General features: G+C 73.0%; 14 protein-coding genes. 6 read left to right on the top strand and 8 right to left on the bottom strand.

Annotated elements, in window-relative coordinates; all coding sequences use genetic code 11:
* Positions 1-116 precede the first annotated feature (116 nt).
* Genes ligA through ACFY0P_RS39190 form a run of 4 tightly spaced genes read right to left on the bottom strand, consistent with a single transcriptional unit; the run spans position 117 to position 6,292 of the window.
* The gene (gene ligA / locus ACFY0P_RS39205) at positions 117-2,312 is read right to left on the bottom strand and encodes an NAD-dependent DNA ligase LigA (protein ID WP_388924686.1); all 2,196 of its coding nucleotides are present in this window, start codon (positions 2,310-2,312) and stop codon (positions 117-119) included.
* Positions 2,313-2,325: 13 nt separating this feature from the next.
* Positions 2,326-3,327, bottom strand: a complete 1,002-nt coding sequence (locus ACFY0P_RS39200) for a methionine synthase (protein WP_388924683.1) — start codon at positions 3,325-3,327, stop codon at positions 2,326-2,328.
* A gap of 9 nt (positions 3,328-3,336) precedes the next feature.
* Positions 3,337-5,880 carry an ATP-binding protein gene (locus ACFY0P_RS39195; RefSeq protein ID WP_388924938.1) on the bottom strand — a complete coding sequence of 848 codons (2,544 nt, stop codon included), beginning with the start codon at positions 5,878-5,880 and terminating at the stop codon, positions 3,337-3,339.
* Positions 5,804-6,292, bottom strand: coding sequence for a winged helix-turn-helix domain-containing protein (locus tag ACFY0P_RS39190; RefSeq protein ID WP_388924680.1), 489 nt, complete (start codon positions 6,290-6,292; stop codon positions 5,804-5,806). Before ACFY0P_RS39190 ends, ACFY0P_RS39195 begins: the two co-directional genes overlap by 77 nt.
* Positions 6,293-6,521: 229 nt before the next feature.
* On the opposite strand from ACFY0P_RS39190, the gene ACFY0P_RS39185 reads away from it, so the two are divergent.
* From ACFY0P_RS39185 to ACFY0P_RS39175, 3 genes are all read left to right on the top strand, one after another.
* A complete protein-coding gene (locus ACFY0P_RS39185) occupies positions 6,522-7,319 on the top strand; it encodes a helix-turn-helix domain-containing protein (protein WP_388924677.1) in 798 nt (265 codons plus the stop codon).
* Between the two features lie 130 nt (positions 7,320-7,449).
* Positions 7,450-8,616: a cytochrome P450 gene (locus ACFY0P_RS39180; protein WP_388924674.1), complete on the top strand. Its 1,167-nt coding sequence runs from the start codon at positions 7,450-7,452 to the stop codon at positions 8,614-8,616.
* A 157-nt stretch (positions 8,617-8,773) separates the two neighbouring features.
* The gene (locus tag ACFY0P_RS39175; RefSeq protein WP_388924671.1) at positions 8,774-9,997 is read left to right on the top strand and encodes a cytochrome P450; all 1,224 of its coding nucleotides are present in this window, start codon (positions 8,774-8,776) and stop codon (positions 9,995-9,997) included.
* Between the two features lie 15 nt (positions 9,998-10,012).
* Here the strand turns inward: ACFY0P_RS39175 and ACFY0P_RS39170 are convergent, their stop codons facing one another.
* Together ACFY0P_RS39170 and ACFY0P_RS39165 are read right to left on the bottom strand one after the other, a co-directional pair.
* Complete coding sequence (locus ACFY0P_RS39170) at positions 10,013-10,711, bottom strand: SDR family oxidoreductase (protein WP_388924668.1); 699 nt, start codon at positions 10,709-10,711, stop codon at positions 10,013-10,015.
* 16 nt (positions 10,712-10,727) lie between these two features.
* Entirely contained in the window at positions 10,728-11,267 is a 540-nt protein-coding gene (locus tag ACFY0P_RS39165; RefSeq protein WP_388924665.1) for a TIGR00730 family Rossman fold protein, read from the bottom strand.
* A gap of 159 nt (positions 11,268-11,426) precedes the next feature.
* On the opposite strand from ACFY0P_RS39165, the gene ACFY0P_RS39160 reads away from it, so the two are divergent.
* Positions 11,427-11,753 (top strand): DUF427 domain-containing protein, encoded by a 327-nt coding sequence (locus tag ACFY0P_RS39160; protein WP_388924662.1) that lies wholly within the window; start codon positions 11,427-11,429, stop codon positions 11,751-11,753.
* Here ACFY0P_RS39160 and mnmA read toward each other — a convergent pair.
* Positions 11,729-12,865, bottom strand: coding sequence for a tRNA 2-thiouridine(34) synthase MnmA (mnmA, locus tag ACFY0P_RS39155; RefSeq protein ID WP_388924659.1), 1,137 nt, complete (start codon positions 12,863-12,865; stop codon positions 11,729-11,731). The genes ACFY0P_RS39160 and mnmA overlap by 25 nt on opposite strands.
* Positions 12,866-12,925: 60 nt before the next feature.
* On the opposite strand from mnmA, the gene ACFY0P_RS39150 reads away from it, so the two are divergent.
* Positions 12,926-13,588 carry an N-acetylmuramoyl-L-alanine amidase gene (locus ACFY0P_RS39150; RefSeq protein WP_388924656.1) on the top strand — a complete coding sequence of 221 codons (663 nt, stop codon included), beginning with the start codon at positions 12,926-12,928 and terminating at the stop codon, positions 13,586-13,588.
* Positions 13,589-13,811: 223 nt separating this feature from the next.
* Positions 13,812-15,443 carry a multicopper oxidase family protein gene (locus ACFY0P_RS39145; RefSeq protein ID WP_388924653.1) on the top strand — a complete coding sequence of 544 codons (1,632 nt, stop codon included), beginning with the start codon at positions 13,812-13,814 and terminating at the stop codon, positions 15,441-15,443.
* Between the two features lie 282 nt (positions 15,444-15,725).
* On the opposite strand, the gene ACFY0P_RS39140 is transcribed toward ACFY0P_RS39145, so the two are convergent.
* Positions 15,726-16,889: a cysteine desulfurase family protein gene (locus tag ACFY0P_RS39140; protein ID WP_388924650.1), complete on the bottom strand. Its 1,164-nt coding sequence runs from the start codon at positions 16,887-16,889 to the stop codon at positions 15,726-15,728.
* Positions 16,890-16,931 lie beyond the last annotated feature (42 nt).

The following is a 16,931-nucleotide window of genomic DNA, read 5'->3' as shown; positions in this document are numbered from 1 at the left end:
CGTCTCAACAGTAGGCCGCAGAAGGCTTCCACGGGCAGCGGTCGTCGACGGTTGCCCGATTGCGCCCCGGCCACCCGTATGCATCTGATATGCGCCGAACGGGTGGCCTTCAACCGCTACTCCCCGGTCGGAAGGGCGACTTCGGCCGCCGCGTCCGGTCCCTGCTCCAAAAGGACGACAAATCCGTCCTCGTTCAGAACGGGAACCTTCAACTGCGTCGCCTTGTCGTACTTCGATCCGGGGTTGTCGCCCACGACCACGAACGCGGTCTTCTTCGACACCGAGCCGGTCACCTTGGCTCCGCGGCTCTGCAGTGCGTCCTTGGCGCCGTCCCGGGTGTAGTGCTCCAGGGTTCCGGTCACGACGACGGTGAGGCCCTCCAGGGGACGCGGTCCCTCGTCCTCTCCGGTGGACTCGTCCTCCAGCGGGACTCCAGCGGCCTTCCACTTTCGGATGATCTCGCGGTGCCACTCCTCGGCGAACCACTCCTTGAGCGCGGTCGCGATGATGCCGCCGACGCCGTCGATGTTCGACAGCTCCTCCTCGGTGGCCTGCTCGATGCGGTCGATGGAGCGGAACTCTCGGGCCAGTGCCTGGGCGGCGACCGGTCCGACGTGCCGGATGGACAGGCCGTTGAGGAAGCGGGCGAGCGGGCGGGTCTTCGCCTCCTCGATGTGCTGGAGCAGCGCGAGGGTGTTCTTCTTGGGCTCGCCCTTCTGGTTGGCGAAGACCGTGACGACCTTCTCCTCGCCCGTCTTGGGATCCCGCTTGGGCAGCCCGCTGTCCGGGTCCAGGACGTACGCCTTGATGGGCAGCAGCTTCTCGACGGTGAGGTCGAACACGTCGCCCTCGTCCACCAGCGGTGGGTCGGCGGGCTCCAGCGGCCGGGTGAGGGCGGCCGCCGCCACCGCGCCGAAGTTCTCGATGTCCAGGCACTCGCGGCCTGCGAGATAGGAGACGCGCTCTCTCAACTGGGCCGGGCAGGTACGGGCGTTGGGGCACCGCAGATCGATGTCGCCCTCCTTCATGGCCCGCAGCGGCGTCCCGCACTCGGGGCACTCGGCCGGCATCACGAACTCCCGCTCGCTGCCGTCCCGCAGGTCGACGACCGGGCCGAGGATCTCCGGGATGACGTCACCGGCCTTGCGCAGCACCACGGTGTCGCCGATCAGCACGCCCTTGGCCTTGACGACCTCCTGGTTGTGCAGGGTGGCGAACTCCACCTCGCTGCCCGCCACGGTGACCGGCTCGACCTGGGCGTACGGCGTGACGCGACCGGTGCGGCCGACGCCCACCTTGATGTCGATCAGCTTGGTGTTGACCTCCTCCGGCGCGTACTTGTACGCGATCGCCCACCGGGGGGCGCGGGCCGTCGAGCCGAGGCGCCCCTGGAGCCGGATCTCGTCCAGCTTGACCACGACGCCGTCGATCTCGTGCGCCACGGAGTGCCGGTTCTCGCCGTAGTAGGCGATGAACTCCCGTACCCCGTCGAGGTCGTCGACCACCCTGTTGTGCGGGGAGGTCGGCAGGCCCCAGGTCTTCAGCAGGTCGTACGCCTCGGAGAGCCGGTTCAGGCCCTCGAAGCCCGCCAGGGCGCCGATGCCGTGGACGACCATGTGCAGCGGGCGGGTGGCGGTGACCCGCGGGTCCTTCTGGCGCAGTGAACCGGCCGCCGCGTTGCGCGGGTTGGCGAACGGCTTGTCACCGGCCGCGACCAGGCGTTCGTTGAGCTCGGCGAACTTCTCCATCGGGAAGTAGACCTCGCCGCGGATCTCGACCAGGTCGGGGACGCGCTCGCCCTGCAACCGGTCCGGGATCTCCGCGATCGTACGGACGTTGGGCGTGATGTCCTCGCCGGTGCGGCCGTCGCCGCGGGTGGCCGCGCGGGTGAGGCGGCCGTGCTCGTAGGTGAGGTTGACGGCGAGGCCGTCGACCTTGAGCTCGCAGAGGAAGTGGTACTCCTGGTCGCCCAGTTCCCGGTGGATCCGGTCGGCCCAGGCGGCCAGGTCGTCGTCGTTGAACGTGTTGTCCAGCGACAGCATCCGCTCGCGGTGCTCGACCGCCGTGAACTCCGTCTCGTACGCCCCCGCGACCTTCTGGGTCGGCGAGTCGGGCGTGCGCAGCTCGGGGTGCTCGTCCTCCAGCGCCTCCAGCGTCTTGAGGAGCTTGTCGAACTCCGCGTCGCTGATGACGGGAGCGTCCTTCACGTAGTACCGGAAGCGGTGCTCCTCGATCTGCTCAGCGAGCCGCGCGTGCTTCTCCCGTGCCTCGGCGGGCACTGCCGTCTCCGCCTGCTGCTTGTCGCCGGCCACCGTGTTCCTCCCGTTACTCTGGGTTGTCCGCGAGTGATCTCGCCGCCCGGACGCAGTGGGCGAGCGCCTGCCGGGCGTACGCGGGGGAAGCGCCCGCCAGCCCGCACGCCGGGGTGACCGTGACGGACTCCGCGAGAAGCCCCGGTCGCAGCCCCAGCCTGCGCCACAGCGTCCTGACACCCATGACGCTACCGGCAGGGTCTGACAATGCCGTGTCCGTGCCCGGCACGACACCGGCGAACAGCCGGGTACCCGCCTCCACCGCCTCACCGATCACGTCGTCGTCACGTTCGGTGAGGAGCGAGAAGTCGAAGGAGACGGCGGCCGCTCCGGCGCGGCGCAGCAGGGCGAAGGGGACGTCGGGGGCGCAGGAGTGGACGGCGACCGGGCCGTCGGCGTGCACGCCGATCACGTCGCGCAGGGTGGACTCGACGATCTGGCGGTCGACCGCGCGGTGGGTGCGGTAACCGGAGGCGGTCTTCACCTGGCCGCGCAGTACGGCGGTGAGGGACGGCTCGTCGAGCTGGAGCACCAGGCGGGCGCCGGGGATGCGGTGCCGCATCTCGGCCAGATGCAGCCGCAGACCCTCGGCGAGGGAGGCGGCCAGGTCACGGCAGGCACCGGGGTCGGAGAGGGCGGACTCGCCGTTGCGCAGCTCCAGGGCGGCGGCGAGCGTCCAGGGACCGACCGCCTGGACCTTCAGCGGGCCCGCGTAGTCCTGGGTGAACTCCTCCAGCGCGTCCAGGTCCTGGCCCAGCCAGGACCTGGCCCGCCGGGTGTCCCGGCCCGGCCGGTCGCCGAGCCGCCAGCCGCTGGGCTCCACGCGCGCGTACAGCTCGACGAGCAGGCCCGCGGTGCGGCCGATCATGTCGGCGCCGGGGCCGCGGGCGGGCAGCTCCGGCAGGAAGGGGAAGTCCTCGAAGCTGCCGGTCGCGGTTTTGGCGGCCTCGCGGGCGTCGGTGCCGGGGAGCGAGCCGACGCCTGTGGCAGGGCCGAAGTCGGAGATTGCGTTCACGTGAGGAGCCTAAGCGGGGCGGGCGGTGCCGTGTGCGGCGGTGCGGGTGCGGATCTTGGTGCGCAGTGCCTGGGCCTCCGGCAGGCCCAGCTCGTCGAACAGGTCAAGGGCCCGGCGCCAGGCGTCGAGCGCGGGGCCGGGGGTGCCCGCCGCCTCGTGGGTGTCGCCGAGATAGGTGAGGCCGACGGCCTCGCTGCGGAGGTCGCCCGTCTGGCGGAAGAGGGCGAGGGCCCGGTCGTAGCACTCCACGGCGGTGGTGTGGCGGCCCAGGTGCCGGTGGATGTAGCCGAGGCTGTCCCAGGTGTGCGCCTGGCCGCTCAGGTCGCCCGTCGCCTGGACGAGCGGCAGCGCCCGCCGGCAGTGCTCGAGTGCCTCGCCCAGCTCGCCGAGTTCGGCGAGGTACCAGCCGATGTCGTTGAGGGCGACCGCCTGGCCGCCGCGGTCGTGGGCGAGCCGGAAGTGTTCGAGCGAGCGGCGCGCGTACTGCAGTGCCTCCCGGGCCGAGCCGTGCGCCCAGGCCGTCTTGGCCAGGTTCTGGCAGGTGCGCGCCTGGCCGGGGTGGTTGTCCAGGCGCCGGAAGAGGCCGAGGGCACGGGTGAGGTGGTGCCGGGCGCCGAGGGCGTCCCGGAGCTGGAAGCGGGCCAGGCCCAGGCCGCGGTGGGCGGCGGCCTGCCCGGCCAGGTCGTCGTGGTGCTCGGCCGCGCGCAGGGCGACGGTGTGGACGTCGGTGAGGGCCTGCCAGTTGGCCTGGCGTTCGAGGAACGTGGTCAGGGTCGCGGCCAGCTGCCAGGTGTGGGCGTCCGGGCCCGGGGCCGGGAGCTCCACGGCCGACAGCAGCACGGACTGTTCGGCGATCAGCCAGGCCAGCGCCTCGTCGTAGCCGGCCAACGGGCGTGGCAGCGCCCCGGGTTCGGCCGGGGCGAGGGTCATCGGGTGGCGGCGCCGGGTCAGCAGGGCGTCGGCCGCGTACGCCGTGTGCAGGTAGTGGTCCCGGACCCGGCGGCTCGCGGCCCGTACCGCGCGTGCGTCGTCGTGCTCGGCGGCCAGTTCGGCGGTGTAGGCCCGCAGCAGGTCGTGGCAGGTGTAGCGGCCGGGGGTGTGCTCGGTCAGCAGGTGGGCCGCGGCCAGTTCGGCCACCGGCGCCCGCACCCGGCCCACCCCCGTGCCGGCCAGGGCGGCGAGGGAGGCCAGGTCGGCGTCGGGACCGGGATGCAGGCCGAGGAACCGGAAGAGCCGGGCCGCCGCCGGGCCGAGCGTGCGGTACGACCAGTCGAAGACCGTGCGTACCGCGGTGGCCGGGTCGCCGGTGTCCAGGGGGTCCAGGATCCGCTCGGCGGTGCGCAGCTCCTCGGCGAAACCGGCCGCCGGCACGTCGGGGCGGGCGGCGACGCGGGCGGCGACGACCGCGAGGGCGAGCGGCAGCCCGGCACACCGTACGACGATCTCGTCGACCGCGGCGGCGTCGGCGGCCACCCGGGCGGCGCCCAGCCGGGCGGCGAGCAGTTCGCGGCTCTCCTCGGCACCGAGCAGGTCGAGGGCGAGCAGCCGGGCGCCCTCCGCCGCCGCGAGTCCGGTCAGCGGGGCGCGGCTGGTCACCAGGGCCAGACAGCCCGGCGCGCCGGGGAGCAGCGGCCGTGCCTGGCCGGCGTCGCGGGCGTTGTCGAGGACCACCAGGATCCGGCGGCCGGACAGCAGGCTGCGGTACAGGCCGACCTGGGCGTCGGGCGACTCCGGCACCCGGGCGGCGGGCACCCCGAGCGCCTCCAGGAATCCGCGCAGGGCACGGTCCGGAGGGAGCGGCGCGCCGCTCGGGTCGTAGCCGCGCAGGTTCACGTACAACTGCCCGTCGGGGAAGGCCGGGCGCGCCTGCCGGGCCCAGTGCACGGCCAGCGCGGTCTTGCCGACGCCGCCCATGCCCGACAGCGCGGACACCCCGGCCGTCGCCGGATGCCGTCCCAGGTCCGCCAGCAGTGCGTCCAGTCGGGCGAGTTCGTCGACGCGACCGACGAAACCGGCCGTGCCCGGCGGGAGTTGGGCGGGTGCGGTGTACGGGGTGCCGTCACCCGCGGGCGCGGGCCGCGGTTCTGCCACAAGGTGTCCGGCCGGGACCCGGTCGGCGGGGGTGACGGGGGTCGGTCGTACGGCCGCGGGGGCGGCGCCCGCCGGGTGGTCGCGGGCGGACGAGGGGGCGGAGGCCGCCGGGTGGTCGCGGGCGGACGAGGGGGCGGAGGCCGCGGGGTGGTCCCGGAGGATCCGCCGGTGCAGTTCCCACAGCCGGCGGCCGGGTTCCGTGCCGAGCTCCTCCACCAGACGCTCGCGGGTCCGGGCGTAGCAGCGCAGCGCCTCGCCGCTGTCACCGGCCGCGTGCAGGGCCCGCATGAGGGCCTCCGCCAGAGGTTCCGTCAGCGGGTACTCGCCGAGCAGGTCGGTCAACTGGCCGACGACGGCCGCCGGATCACCGCTGCCGATCTCGATGTCAGCGAGCCGTACGGCGGCGTCCACGCGCTGCCGCCGCCAGGTCTCGCGCATCCGGGCGGGCCAGGTCCCGGGCAGTCCCGCGAAGGGCTCGCCGCGCCACAGGGCGAGCGCCTCGCGCAGGTGCGCGGCACGGGTGCGGCCGGGCAGCGCGGCGTCGCGGGCGGTCGCGGGCGGTCGCGGCCAGGCGCTGGAAGCGGTGCAGGTCGACGCGGTCGGGGTCGAGGTCCAGCTGGTAACCGCCGGCGCGGCGCAGCACCGGTAATCGCCCCTCGCCGCTGCCGTCCAGGCGTTCCGCCAGCCGCCGGATGCGGGCGACGTGCGCGTACAGGGCGCGGCGGGCGCCCGCCGGCGGATCGGCGCCCCAGACCCGGTCGACGAGCGCCTCGACCGGTACGGGCCGGCCGACGTCCACGGCCAACGCAGCGAGAACCGCTCGGCGTTGGGGCGGCCCGAGATCGGCCGGCGCCTCGCGCACGAGCACTTCCACCGGTCCGAACAGACACAATCGCAGCATTGCGCGCACCCCCGTCCGCCCTGCTTTCACAGTCTCCTCACATGCGTGGGCTGGGCGACAACCTTTCGGCAAAGAATCGGCCCATGCGCGCGCCCCACCCTGGTCCGGGCGGTGCCGCGCCGGTTCGTCGGCGTGTCGCGCCCGCCACCGCGCCCCGGTCCGGCACCGGACGGGGCCCACACGTGACCACGGGGGTAGACACGTGCACCGATCGGAGAGGGCGACCGCGACCGCCTCGGCACCGCCACGGACGGGACCGCCGGCCCCGGCGCCCCCGACCGGCCCCGGCGGGCCGCTGTCCGGGGCGGCCGGGCGTGGCGTCCTGGAAGGGGCCTTCGCGTTGCTGTACGCCGTGCAGCAGGAGCAGGACGCCGGGGTGACCGCGCTGGCCGAGGTGTGCGGGCTGCCCAAGACGACCGCGTACCGGCTGCTGGACCAGCTGGCGGAACTGGGCGCCGTGGAACGCAGTGCGGGCCGCTACCGCATCGGACCGGGCATGTTCCGGCTGGGCCACGGCTGGCAGCCGTACCCGGGGCTGCGGCCGGCCGCCCGGCGGCCGCTGCGGCGGCTGACGGCCGTCACCGGGGCGACGGCGGCCCTCGCCGTGCTGCACCGGGGGCAGACGCTGGTGCTGGACTGGACGGTGCCCGCGGACGCGCCGTGCCCGCTGCCCGACGACCGGCCGGTCTGGCCCTGGTACACGGCGGCCGGCAAGGTCCTGGCCGCCTGGGCCCGCCCCGGTCCGGCGCCCGGCCCGGGGCCCCGGAGCTGGCCGGACGAGGCCGCGCGGATCCGCGCGGCCGGGGCCGCCTACGACCACGAGGAGGTGCTGGAGGGGGTGTGCTGCGCCGCCGTACCGGTGGCCGCGGCGGACGGCGTCCCGGTGGCGGCGCTGTGCGTGCTGACCGGCCCCGGCCACCACCTGGAGCGCCTCGCCGACACGGCCCGTCGCGCGGCGTCGGCCGTCACGGCGGGGCTCGGCCGCCACCGCTCACCCTGACCGACGCCCCGCACGTTCCGCTCAACGGCACAGCGGGCGACAGGGCGTGGCCCGCTCCGCAGTCTGGGTCCGTCGGCCGAGACACCCCGCGTCGCTGACCACGCCCCGCCACCGCTCAGGGAGGACACCCATGACGCCGTCGCCGCAACGTCCCACGCCCGCCGACGAACTGTCGCTGCTGAAGGCGGAGTTCGAGGGCGGGTCGGACGTGTGGCGCTCGGCGCTGGGCGGCGCGGTGTGCGTGGTCGACCCCGAGGTGGTGCGGGCGGTCATGGGCAACCGGCACGGCGTCGTCGCGGAGACCTCCGACTTCTACCACCACCGGCACGGCGTCTTCGGGCCGCGCTCGGCACAGGTCACGATCGGCCGCGCGGCCCGGAGCCTGATACAACGTCATCTCCACGACCGCCGGGCCGAGCTGCCGGGGCTGATCGCCGAGCGGCTGGCACCGCGCAGCGAGTGGCCGGACGCCGGCAACCTGCTCGTCCTGCGGCATCTGCGCGATGTGCTGCTGCACCCGGACGCCCCGCCCCACCTGCACCGGACGGTGGACGCGATCGTCACCCGCGCGGTGCTCGCGGGCGCCAGGCAGCGCCGCTCCGCCCCCTCCCGGCTGCTGTTCCGGCGCCGAGCGCTGCACGCCCTGCACACGGAAGTACGGGCGAGGCAGCGGGCGGCACGGCCGCTCGACCACCCGGCCGGGCCGCGCGACCTCCTCGACGTCGTCGTCGGCGGGGGCGGCCCGGCGGCGGCTCCGGACGAACTCGTGGAGGTCTACCTGTCGTTCCTGTTCGCCACGGCCGGTTCGATCGGTTTCGCGCTCGGCTGGTCGGTCCTGTTGCTGGGCACCCACCCGGACCGGGCCGCGGCGGACCCGGGCCGGACCGTCCGCGAGGCACTGCGGCTGTGGCCGGTGGCGTGGCTGTTCGCCCGCACCCCGAGCCGCGCTCAGGAGCTGGGCGGCACACCGGTCACGCCCCGGGACCGGCTGATGGTGTGCAGCTACCTGGTGCACCGGCACCCCGGGTACTGGGAGCGGCCCGACGAGTTCGTCCCGGAGCGCTGGGCCGAGGGCGCGCCCGACGGGGCGTACCTGCCCTTCGGTCTCGGTCCGCACACCTGTGCCGGCGCGACCGTCACCGTACGGCTGCTGGAGGACCTCGTCGGCCTCCTCACCCGTGACTGGCGGGTGTCGGTCACCCCTGACTGCGGCGGGCCCCAGGTGGGTCCGGCGCTGGCTCCGCCGCGGTTCACCGCGGTGCTGAGCCGTCCCGACGGCTGCCTGGAGAGGAGGTGAACGACCATGCGCGCGCTGTACCTCAAGACGAAGTCGGTCCTCAACGTCCGACGCACCTACGGGCAGTTCTGGTACCTGTACCACCACATCTGACCGGCCCGCGCGGGGAGGCGACAGCCGGTCGGCTCCCCGCGCTCCCACGAGGGGAACGCTCACGATGACCACCCCGCAGCACCCCGAGGACTTCCTGAGCGCGCTGCGGCTGCGCAGTGCCCAGGAGGACGGGATCTTCTGGGTCGACGACCAGCGGCTCGGGGTCTTCGAGCCGGAGGCGGCCCGCCGGGTCAGCGCCGTCAACTGGCACCGGTACGTCATGCACGACCGGCTGGTCGACATGGTGCGCCGGCGGCGCAGCCCCGAGATGCGGTGGAGCCGGATCCGCTCCGCGTGGATGACCCGGCTGCACGCGCTCGCGACAGCGGAGCAGCACGGTCTGCTGATCGAGCGCATGGAGCGGGTGCTGGACGCGCGGACCGGGCAGGACACCGACCTGACCATGCTGATGCAGGACGTGGCACTGCGGTCGCTGCTGCCCGTCGCGCTCGGCGGGCTCACCGGCGCCGAGGCGGATCTGGTGCGCCGGGACCTGGAGATGAAGCTGGCACGGCTGGTGTCGCCCGCGCCCGGCGGCGTCCTGCACCACCTGCGGCACATCGCCGTCCAGGTGCGGGCCGGGCTGGTGGTGCGCCGGGTCCTTCGGCAGCGCGCCCGTGGCCGGCGCGGCCGCGAGCCGGACCTCGCCGACCCGTTCGTGGACCTGCTGCCGGAGCTCGGCATGGACCGCGCGCTGGACGTCGTGACCACCGTCCTCACCGCCATCGGCGGTCCGCCCGGCACCGCCGCCGCGAGCGTGCTGTACGAGTTCGTCCGGCAGCCGGAGTGGCGGCGCCGGCTCGAAGCGGAGCTGGGCGCGGTGGACCCGGTGGAGTTCCGTGCGGCGCCCACCAGGGCGGCCCCGGTCACCCACCGGTTCGTGAAGGAGGTGCTGCGGATGTGGAGCCCGCCGCTGCTGCTGGTGCGCCGCTCCACGTTCGCGTTCGACCTGGGGGCGACCCGGCTGGAGCCGGGGCACTGGTACCTGCTGAGCCCGCACCTGATCCACCGTGACGAGCGGGTGTGGAAGCAGCCCGACGTCTTCGACCCGGACCGCTTCCTGCCGGGCGCGCCGCACGGGCCCGCCGACCGGAGCTGTTACGTGCCGTTCGGCTGGGCGCCGAAGAAGTGCATCGGCGCGAACATCGCGGTCGTGCAGCTGATGGCCCTGTGCCACCTGCTGTGCACCCGCTACCGGCTGACCGTGGCGGATCCGGAGGCGGTCACGATGGCCCTGCGGTTCGCGCCGGTGCCGGAGAACTTTCACGGGCGGCTGGTGCTGCGGTGAGCGGTCCGGCCGGTGTCAGCCGGAGAACGGGCCGGGGCGCACCGTGAGGTCGTTGATCTCCGCGTCCCTCGGCAGGTCCAGGGCGGTGAGGATCGTGATCGCCACCGATTCCGGGTCGATCCAGCGCGCCGGGTCGTACTCCTTGCCCTCCTGCTGGTGGACCTTCGCCTGCATCGGGCTCGCCGTGCGGCCCGGGTAGACCGAGGTGACGCGGACGCCGTTGCCGTGCTCCTCTGCGCGCAGGGAGTCGGCGAGGGCCTTCAGGCCGTGTTTGGAGGCCGCGTACGCCGACCAGCCCGCGTGCGCGTTGAGTCCCGCGCCGGAGTTCACGAACAGCACGTGGCCGCGGGCGGCGCGGAGTTGGGGCAGGAAGTGCCGGGTCAGCTCGGCGGGTGCGATCAGGTTGACGTTGAGCTGGTGGCGCCAGGACTTCGGGGTCAGCTCGCCGACCTCGCCCAGGTCGACGACGCCCGCGATGTGCAGCAGCGAGTCCACCCGGTCCGGGAGGGTCTGGTGGGAGAAGGCCCAGGAGAGCTTGTCCGGGTCCGCCAGGTCGCCGACCAGGGTGCGGGCGCCGGGGAACCCGGCGGCCAGTTCCTTCGCGCGGCCCGCGTCGCGCGCGTGCAGTACGACGTCGTCCCCGCGCGCGTGCAGCCGGCGGGCCACGGCGGCGCCGATGCCGGAACCGGCGCCGGTGATCACATGAGTTGCCATGGGGGCCATGCTCGCATCAGCCGGTGCCGTGCTCCGTCTCCAGGTGGGCGAGGGCCTCGGCGGGTTCGTCCGCGAAGAACATCAGCTCCGCCAGGGGGCGGGGCAGGAAGCCCTCCGCCTCCATGCGGTGGAACTGTTCCTTCAGGCCGTCGTAGAAGCCGGCGGTGTTGAGCAGGACGACGGGCTTGTCGGTGCGGCCGTGCTTCTTCAGCTCCAGGATCTCGGTGGCCTCGTCGAGCGTGCCGGTGCCGCCGACCATGATGACCACGGCGTCGGCCTTCTCCAGGAGCAGTCGCTTGCGCTCGGCGAGGTCGGCCGCGACGACCATCTCGTCGGCGCCGGGGCGGGCCTTGTTGGCGAGGAAGCCGACGGAGACGCCGATCAGCTTTCCGCCGGCTTCCTGGACGCCGTCGGCGACGACCTTCATGAGGCCGACGTTGGAGCCGCCCCAGACGAGGGAGTGGCCGCCCTTGCCGATGAGTTTCGCGAAGTCGCGGGCGGGGCGGGTGTAGCGGTCGTCGAGATCTGCCGCGGAGAGGAAGACACAGATTCGCATGACGTCAGGGTATGCATGCGTTGTGTGGCGGGTGCGGGTGCGTGGGGCTGGTCGCGCAGTTCGTCCCCCAGCCTTCGGCCGGGGGTACCCCCAGCGCCCCTGTAGGGGTGCTTCACCGAGCGTCGGGAACAAGTGGGCGTCCGCGAGCGTCACCCCTGTATGGCCTCTGGACACACGATCACCATCGAGCAGTCCCAGCAGCACGTCCGTGTCACGCACGGGGACCTGGTCCTCGCCGAGAGTGACCGGCCCCTCGTCCTGCGGGAGACCGGATCACCCGTGCGCTACTACATCCCCGCCGAGGACGTCCGCCTGGACCTCCTCACACCCTCCGAGACGCACACCGTCTGCCCCTTCAAGGGGACCGCCTCCTACTGGTCCCTGCCGGACGCGCCGGACCTGGTCTGGGCGTATCCCGAGCCGAAGGCGGACGTCGCCCAGATCAAGGACCACCTCTGCTTCTACGAGGTGGACGTCACCGGCTGAGGCCGGACCGTCGAGGCGATCGTCGCCGAGCCGACGACGCGGGTGTCGTCGTACAGGACGATCGCCTGGCCGGGCGCGACGCCGCGGACCGGCTCGGTGAACGTGACGTGCAGTTCGCCGTCGACCAGCTCGGCGCTCACCTCGGTCTCGCCGCCGTGGGCGCGGAGCTGGGCGGTGTAGACGCCGGGGGCGGTGGGGGCGGTGCCGCACCAGCGGGGCTTGATCGCGGTGAGGCCGGTGACGTCGAGGGCGGCGGCCGGGCCGACCGTGACCGTGTTGTCCACCGGTGAGATGTCGAGGACGTAGCGGGGCTTGCCGTCGGCGGCGGGGTGGCCGATGCGCAGGCCCTTGCGCTGGCCGATGGTGAAGCCGTACGCGCCCTCGTGGGTGCCGACCTTGGTGCCGGACTCGTCGACGATGTCGCCCTCGGCCTTGCCGAGCCGCTTCGCGAGGAAGCCCTGGGTGTCGCCGTCGGCGATGAAGCAGATGTCGTGCGAGTCGGGCTTCTTGGCGACCGCGAGGCCCCGGCGCTCGGCCTCGGCGCGGATCTCGTCCTTGGTGGTGAGGGTGTCGCCGAGCGGGAAGAGGGCGTGGGCGAGCTGCCGCTCGTCCAGGACACCGAGGACGTACGACTGGTCCTTCGCCATGTCGGAGGCGCGGTGCAGCTCGCGGGAGCCGTCGGGGAGCGTCACGATCTTCGCGTAGTGGCCGGTGCAGACGGCGTCGAAGCCGAGCGCGAGGGCCTTGTCGAGCAGGGCCGCGAACTTGATCTTCTCGTTGCAGCGCAGGCACGGGTTGGGGGTGCGGCCTGCCTCGTACTCGGCGACGAAGTCCTCGACGACGTCCTCGCGGAAGCGGTCGGCGAGGTCCCAGACGTAGAACGGGATGCCGATGACGTCGGCGGCGCGGCGGGCGTCGCGGGAGTCCTCGATGGTGCAACAGCCCCGGGCGCCCGTACGGAAGGACTGCGGGTTCGCGGAGAGCGCGAGGTGGACGCCGGTGACGTCGTGGCCGGCCTCGGCCGCGCGGGCGGCGGCGACGGCGGAGTCCACGCCGCCCGACATGGCGGCGAGGACGCGGAGGGGGCGGGAGCGCTGCGGGGTGTCAGTCATAGCCCCTCCAGGGTAAGGGGACGCGGGAACCGGGGCCCGCGAGTATCCGTTGGAGATCGCATGGGGGCGAATCAGAGCGTGGCGGGTGACGGTGACCGCAGGCTCGGGCGGCGGGCACTGCTGGTCGGCGGGGCGGCGGCCGCCGCGGGCACGGTGGCGCTGACCAGGGACGAGCTGGCGCGGCTGTACTGGCGGCTGCCGGGGGTGCGCAAGGCGCGGGTGGCGGGCGCGGTGGACTTCAGGGGCGCGCGCTGGGTGGCGGCGTCCCCGGCGAACTACCGGACGGCGGACCGGCCGTCCGACTACCCGATCGACCGGGTGGTCATCCATGTCACCCAGGGCGGCTACGCGAGCGCGGTGAAGGCCTTCCAGGACCCGGCGCACGAGGCGGCGGCCCACTACATCGTGCGCAAGGACGGGCGGATCACCCAGCTGGTCCGCGAGCTGGACGTGGCCTTCCACGCGGGGAACAGGTCGTACAACGAGCGGAGCGTCGGGATCGAGCACGAGGGGTTCGTGGACCGCCCGGAGGACTTCACCGCCGCGATGTACGCGGCTTCGGCGCGGCTGACGGCCGCGATATGCCGGCGGTACGGCATGGCCGTGGACCGCGAGCACGTGATCGGTCATGTGGAGGTGCCGGGGACGGATCACACCGACCCGGGGAAGCACTGGGACTGGGGTCGTTACATGGGACTTGTTCGACGCGTCGGACAGGCCTGACCACCGGTTCCGCCTGTGACTCAATCGTTATCCTGTGCCTGTGCTGCACGCCGTCTGTGTCCGTTGCGTCCCGCACCCGGGCCGCGAGCTGCGCCTGCTCAACTCGGCGTTTTTTCAAGGGAGTTAAGTATTACCAGCGTCCACGGCCGCCTCACAGTCGCCCAGGTTCGCTCCTAACTTCGCCTCAGATTTCACACAGTCCCCAGGTCAAACATCCGGGGCCATGACCCACACCACAGATCCCGCCTTCGAGGCGGACAGCAACGAAGAGCAGGTCACTGGCGGCAGGCGGCGGCGCGCCAAGGGGGCGGACCACGCCAAGGGCGAGCACACCAAGGCCGAGCGCACCAAGGACGCCGAGCACTCCAAGGAAGGAACGGCCAAGCGCGGCAAGGGCGTTCACCGGCGGAAGTTCCTCGGAGGCATGGCCGGCGTCGGTCTGGGCGCCGTCGCGGCGGCCGGCTCCACCTTCGCCCTGCTGACCGACGCGAACGGCAACAAGGCGGGCGCGGCGACCAACACCGCGACCCTGTCCATCCCCGACCTCCTGGAGGGCACCACCTCCGACAGCACCACCACCTTCACCCTGGAGGCGAAGACCGGCAGCGCCGAGGTGCTCAGCGGTGTCACCAGCACCACCGCGGGCTACAACCAGTCCTTCCTCGGCCCGACCATGAAGTGGACCAAGGGCAACACGAACGTACTCAACATCACCAACAGCCTGGGCGAGGACACCACGGTCCACTTCCACGGCGCGCACGTCCCGGCCAAGATGGACGGCGGTCCGCAGGTCGCCTTCTCCGACGGGGAGACCTGGTCGCCGACCTTCACGGTCAAGGACGACCCGATGACGCTCTGGTACCACCCGCACGCGCTGGGCACCACGGCGAAGCAGGCGGTGCACGGCCTGGCCGGCATGATCATCGTCGACGACAGCTCCAACACCACCAGCGCCGATCTGCCCAGCACCTACGGCACGGACGACATCCCGCTGATCTTCCAGTGCCTGGCCGTGGACAGCTCCGGCGACATCAAGTACGACCTCACCGGCTACCTCAGCAGCGGCCTGAGCTACCCGCTGCTGGTCAACGGCACCAACGTCGACGACACCACCCTCACCTTCACCGCGACCAAGACCCGGACCCGGTTCCGGCTGCTCAACGCCTCGCCGTCGGACATCATCACCATCCAGCGCAGCGACGGCGGCACGATGACCCAGATCGCCACCGACCAGGGTTACCTGTCCGAGGCGGCGGACGTGACCACGATCCGGCTGGTGGCCGGCGCCCGCGCCGAGATGGTCATGGATATGTCGGACGACGTCACCCTCCAGGCGGTCATCACCACCGGCTGGGTGCGCGGCGGCAGCGGCACGTACGACTTCCTGGCTGTCACCGCGAGCGGCACCGACACCCCGTCCGACCTGCCCAGCTCGCTGCGGACCATCGACCGGTACGACACCAGCGACTTCACCGCGCGGACCATCACCCTCGGCCAGTCCGGTGCGACGATGCTGATCAACGGCTCGGCCGGCACGAGCATGTCCTCGATGGCCATGATCAGCACCACGCTGGGGTCCAAGGAGATCTGGACGATCAAGAACAGCACGCAGTTGGAGCACTCGTTCCACCTGCACGACGTGCCGTACCAGCTGATCTCCATCAACGGCGAGGATCCGACCGGCGTCGAACTCGGCTGGTACGACACCTACGAGGTGGTCGGCGGCGGCTCCATCGAGATCGCCATGGAGTTCACGGACTTCTCCGACGACACGTACATGTACATGCTCCACTGCCATCTGCTGCAGCACGAGGACGAGGGCATGATGGCGTCCCTCATGGTGACGGACAGCTAGTGGCCGCCCGGGCCTCCTGAGCAGGCTGCCGCCGGCAGTGGAAGTGCCGGCGGCAGCCGTTCTCGAGGTTCCGGTCACCGGCAGGTCCCCCGCCTTCCGGGGCAGCGGCACCTTCGGCACGGTCGCGCACTGCGCGGGCAGGTCGGCGGTGCTCGGCCTGACCCGGCAGCTCGCCGTGGCGGGCGGACCGTCGCTCCTGGATCCGCTCCTTCACCGAGCGCAGCGCCCGGACCGTCGCCCCCGCGATCAGTGCGGAGGCGGGGCTGCCGCGAGCACCGGTCGTCAGGACAGGCCGGCGGCGCGCCCCCGCTCCACCGCCGGGCCGATCACCTTGGCGACCGCCTCGACGTCGGCCTGGGTGGAGGTGTGACCGAGCGAGAAGCGCAGGGTGCCGCGGGCCAGGTCCGGGTCGGTGCCGGTGGCCAGCAGGACATGGCTCGGCTGGGCGACCCCGGCGGTGCACGCGGAGCCCGTCGAGCACTCGATGCCCTGGGCGTCGAGCAGCAGGAGCAACGAGTCGCCCTCGCAGCCGGGGAAGGTGAAGTGCGCGTTGGCGGGCAGGCGATCCACCGGGTCGCCGCCGAGGATCGCGTTCGGTACGGCCGTACGGACGGCGTCGATCAGCGCGTCGCGCAGGGCGCCGATCTCCCGGGCGAACCACTCGCGGCGCTCGGCGGCGAGCCGTGCCGCCACCGCGAACGAGGCGATCGCCGGGACGTCGAGGGTGCCGGAGCGGACGTGCCGCTCCTGGCCGCCGCCGTGCAGGACCGGTACGGGGGTGTACTCACGGCCGAGGAGCAGGGCGCCGATGCCGTACGGGCCGCCGACCTTGTGGCCTGAGACGGTCATCGCGGCGAGGCCGGAGGAGCCGAAGTCCACCGGGACCTGGCCGAAGGCCTGGACCGCGTCGGCGTGCAGCGGGATGCCGAACTCGTTCGTCACGGCGGCGAGTTCGCGGACCGGCAGGATCGTGCCGATCTCGTTGTTGGCCCACATGACGGTGGCGAGGGCCACGTCGTCGGGGTTGCGGTCGATCGCCTCGCGCAGCGCCTCCGGGTGGACCCGGCCGTAGGTGTCGACGGGGAGGTACTCCACCGTCGCGCCCTCGTGCTCGCCGAGCCAGTGGACGGTGTCCAGGACCGCGTGGTGTTCGACGGGGCTGGCGAGGACCCGGGTGCGGGCCGGGTCGGCGTCGCGGCGGGACCAGTAGAGGCCCTTGACCGCGAGGTTGTCGGCCTCGGTGCCGCCGGAGGTGAGGACGACCTCGCTGGGGCGGGCGCCGAGCGCTTCCGCGAGGGTCTCCCGGGATTCCTCGACCGTGCGGCGGGCCTTGCGGCCGGAGGCGTGCAGGGAGGACGCGTTGCCGGTGACGCGGAGGGCGGCGGTGAGTGCTTCCACCGCTTCCGGGAGCATCGGGGTCGTGGCTGCGTGGTCGAGGTAGGCCATGGTGGGGTCGATTCTACGGGGGGCGGGGTTAGGGTCGCCTAG

This window comes from Streptomyces sp. NPDC001714 (genome assembly GCF_042892755.1).
Taxonomy (GTDB): domain Bacteria; phylum Actinomycetota; class Actinomycetes; order Streptomycetales; family Streptomycetaceae; genus Streptomyces.
The sequence above is the reverse complement of the archived record's forward strand: the minus strand, read 5'-3'. Positions and strand labels throughout refer to the sequence as shown.

Bases quoted from the DNA above. Each gene is read 5' to 3' on its own strand.
- ACFY0P_RS39180 (WP_388924674.1), top strand. From the start codon at position 7,450: ATGACGCCGTCGCCGCAACGTCCCACGCCCGCCGACGAACTGTCGCTG.
- ACFY0P_RS39175 (WP_388924671.1), top strand. From the start codon at position 8,774: ATGACCACCCCGCAGCACCCCGAGGACTTCCTGAGCGCGCTGCGGCTG.
- ACFY0P_RS39160 (WP_388924662.1), top strand. From the start codon at position 11,427: ATGGCCTCTGGACACACGATCACCATCGAGCAGTCCCAGCAGCACGTC.
- ACFY0P_RS39165 (WP_388924665.1), bottom strand. From the start codon at position 11,267: ATGCGAATCTGTGTCTTCCTCTCCGCGGCAGATCTCGACGACCGCTAC.
- ACFY0P_RS39150 (WP_388924656.1), top strand. From the start codon at position 12,926: ATGGGGGCGAATCAGAGCGTGGCGGGTGACGGTGACCGCAGGCTCGGG.
- ACFY0P_RS39145 (WP_388924653.1), top strand. From the start codon at position 13,812: ATGACCCACACCACAGATCCCGCCTTCGAGGCGGACAGCAACGAAGAG.
- ACFY0P_RS39170 (WP_388924668.1), bottom strand. From the start codon at position 10,711: ATGGCAACTCATGTGATCACCGGCGCCGGTTCCGGCATCGGCGCCGCC.
- ACFY0P_RS39140 (WP_388924650.1), bottom strand. From the start codon at position 16,889: ATGGCCTACCTCGACCACGCAGCCACGACCCCGATGCTCCCGGAAGCG.
- mnmA (WP_388924659.1), bottom strand. From the start codon at position 12,865: ATGACTGACACCCCGCAGCGCTCCCGCCCCCTCCGCGTCCTCGCCGCC.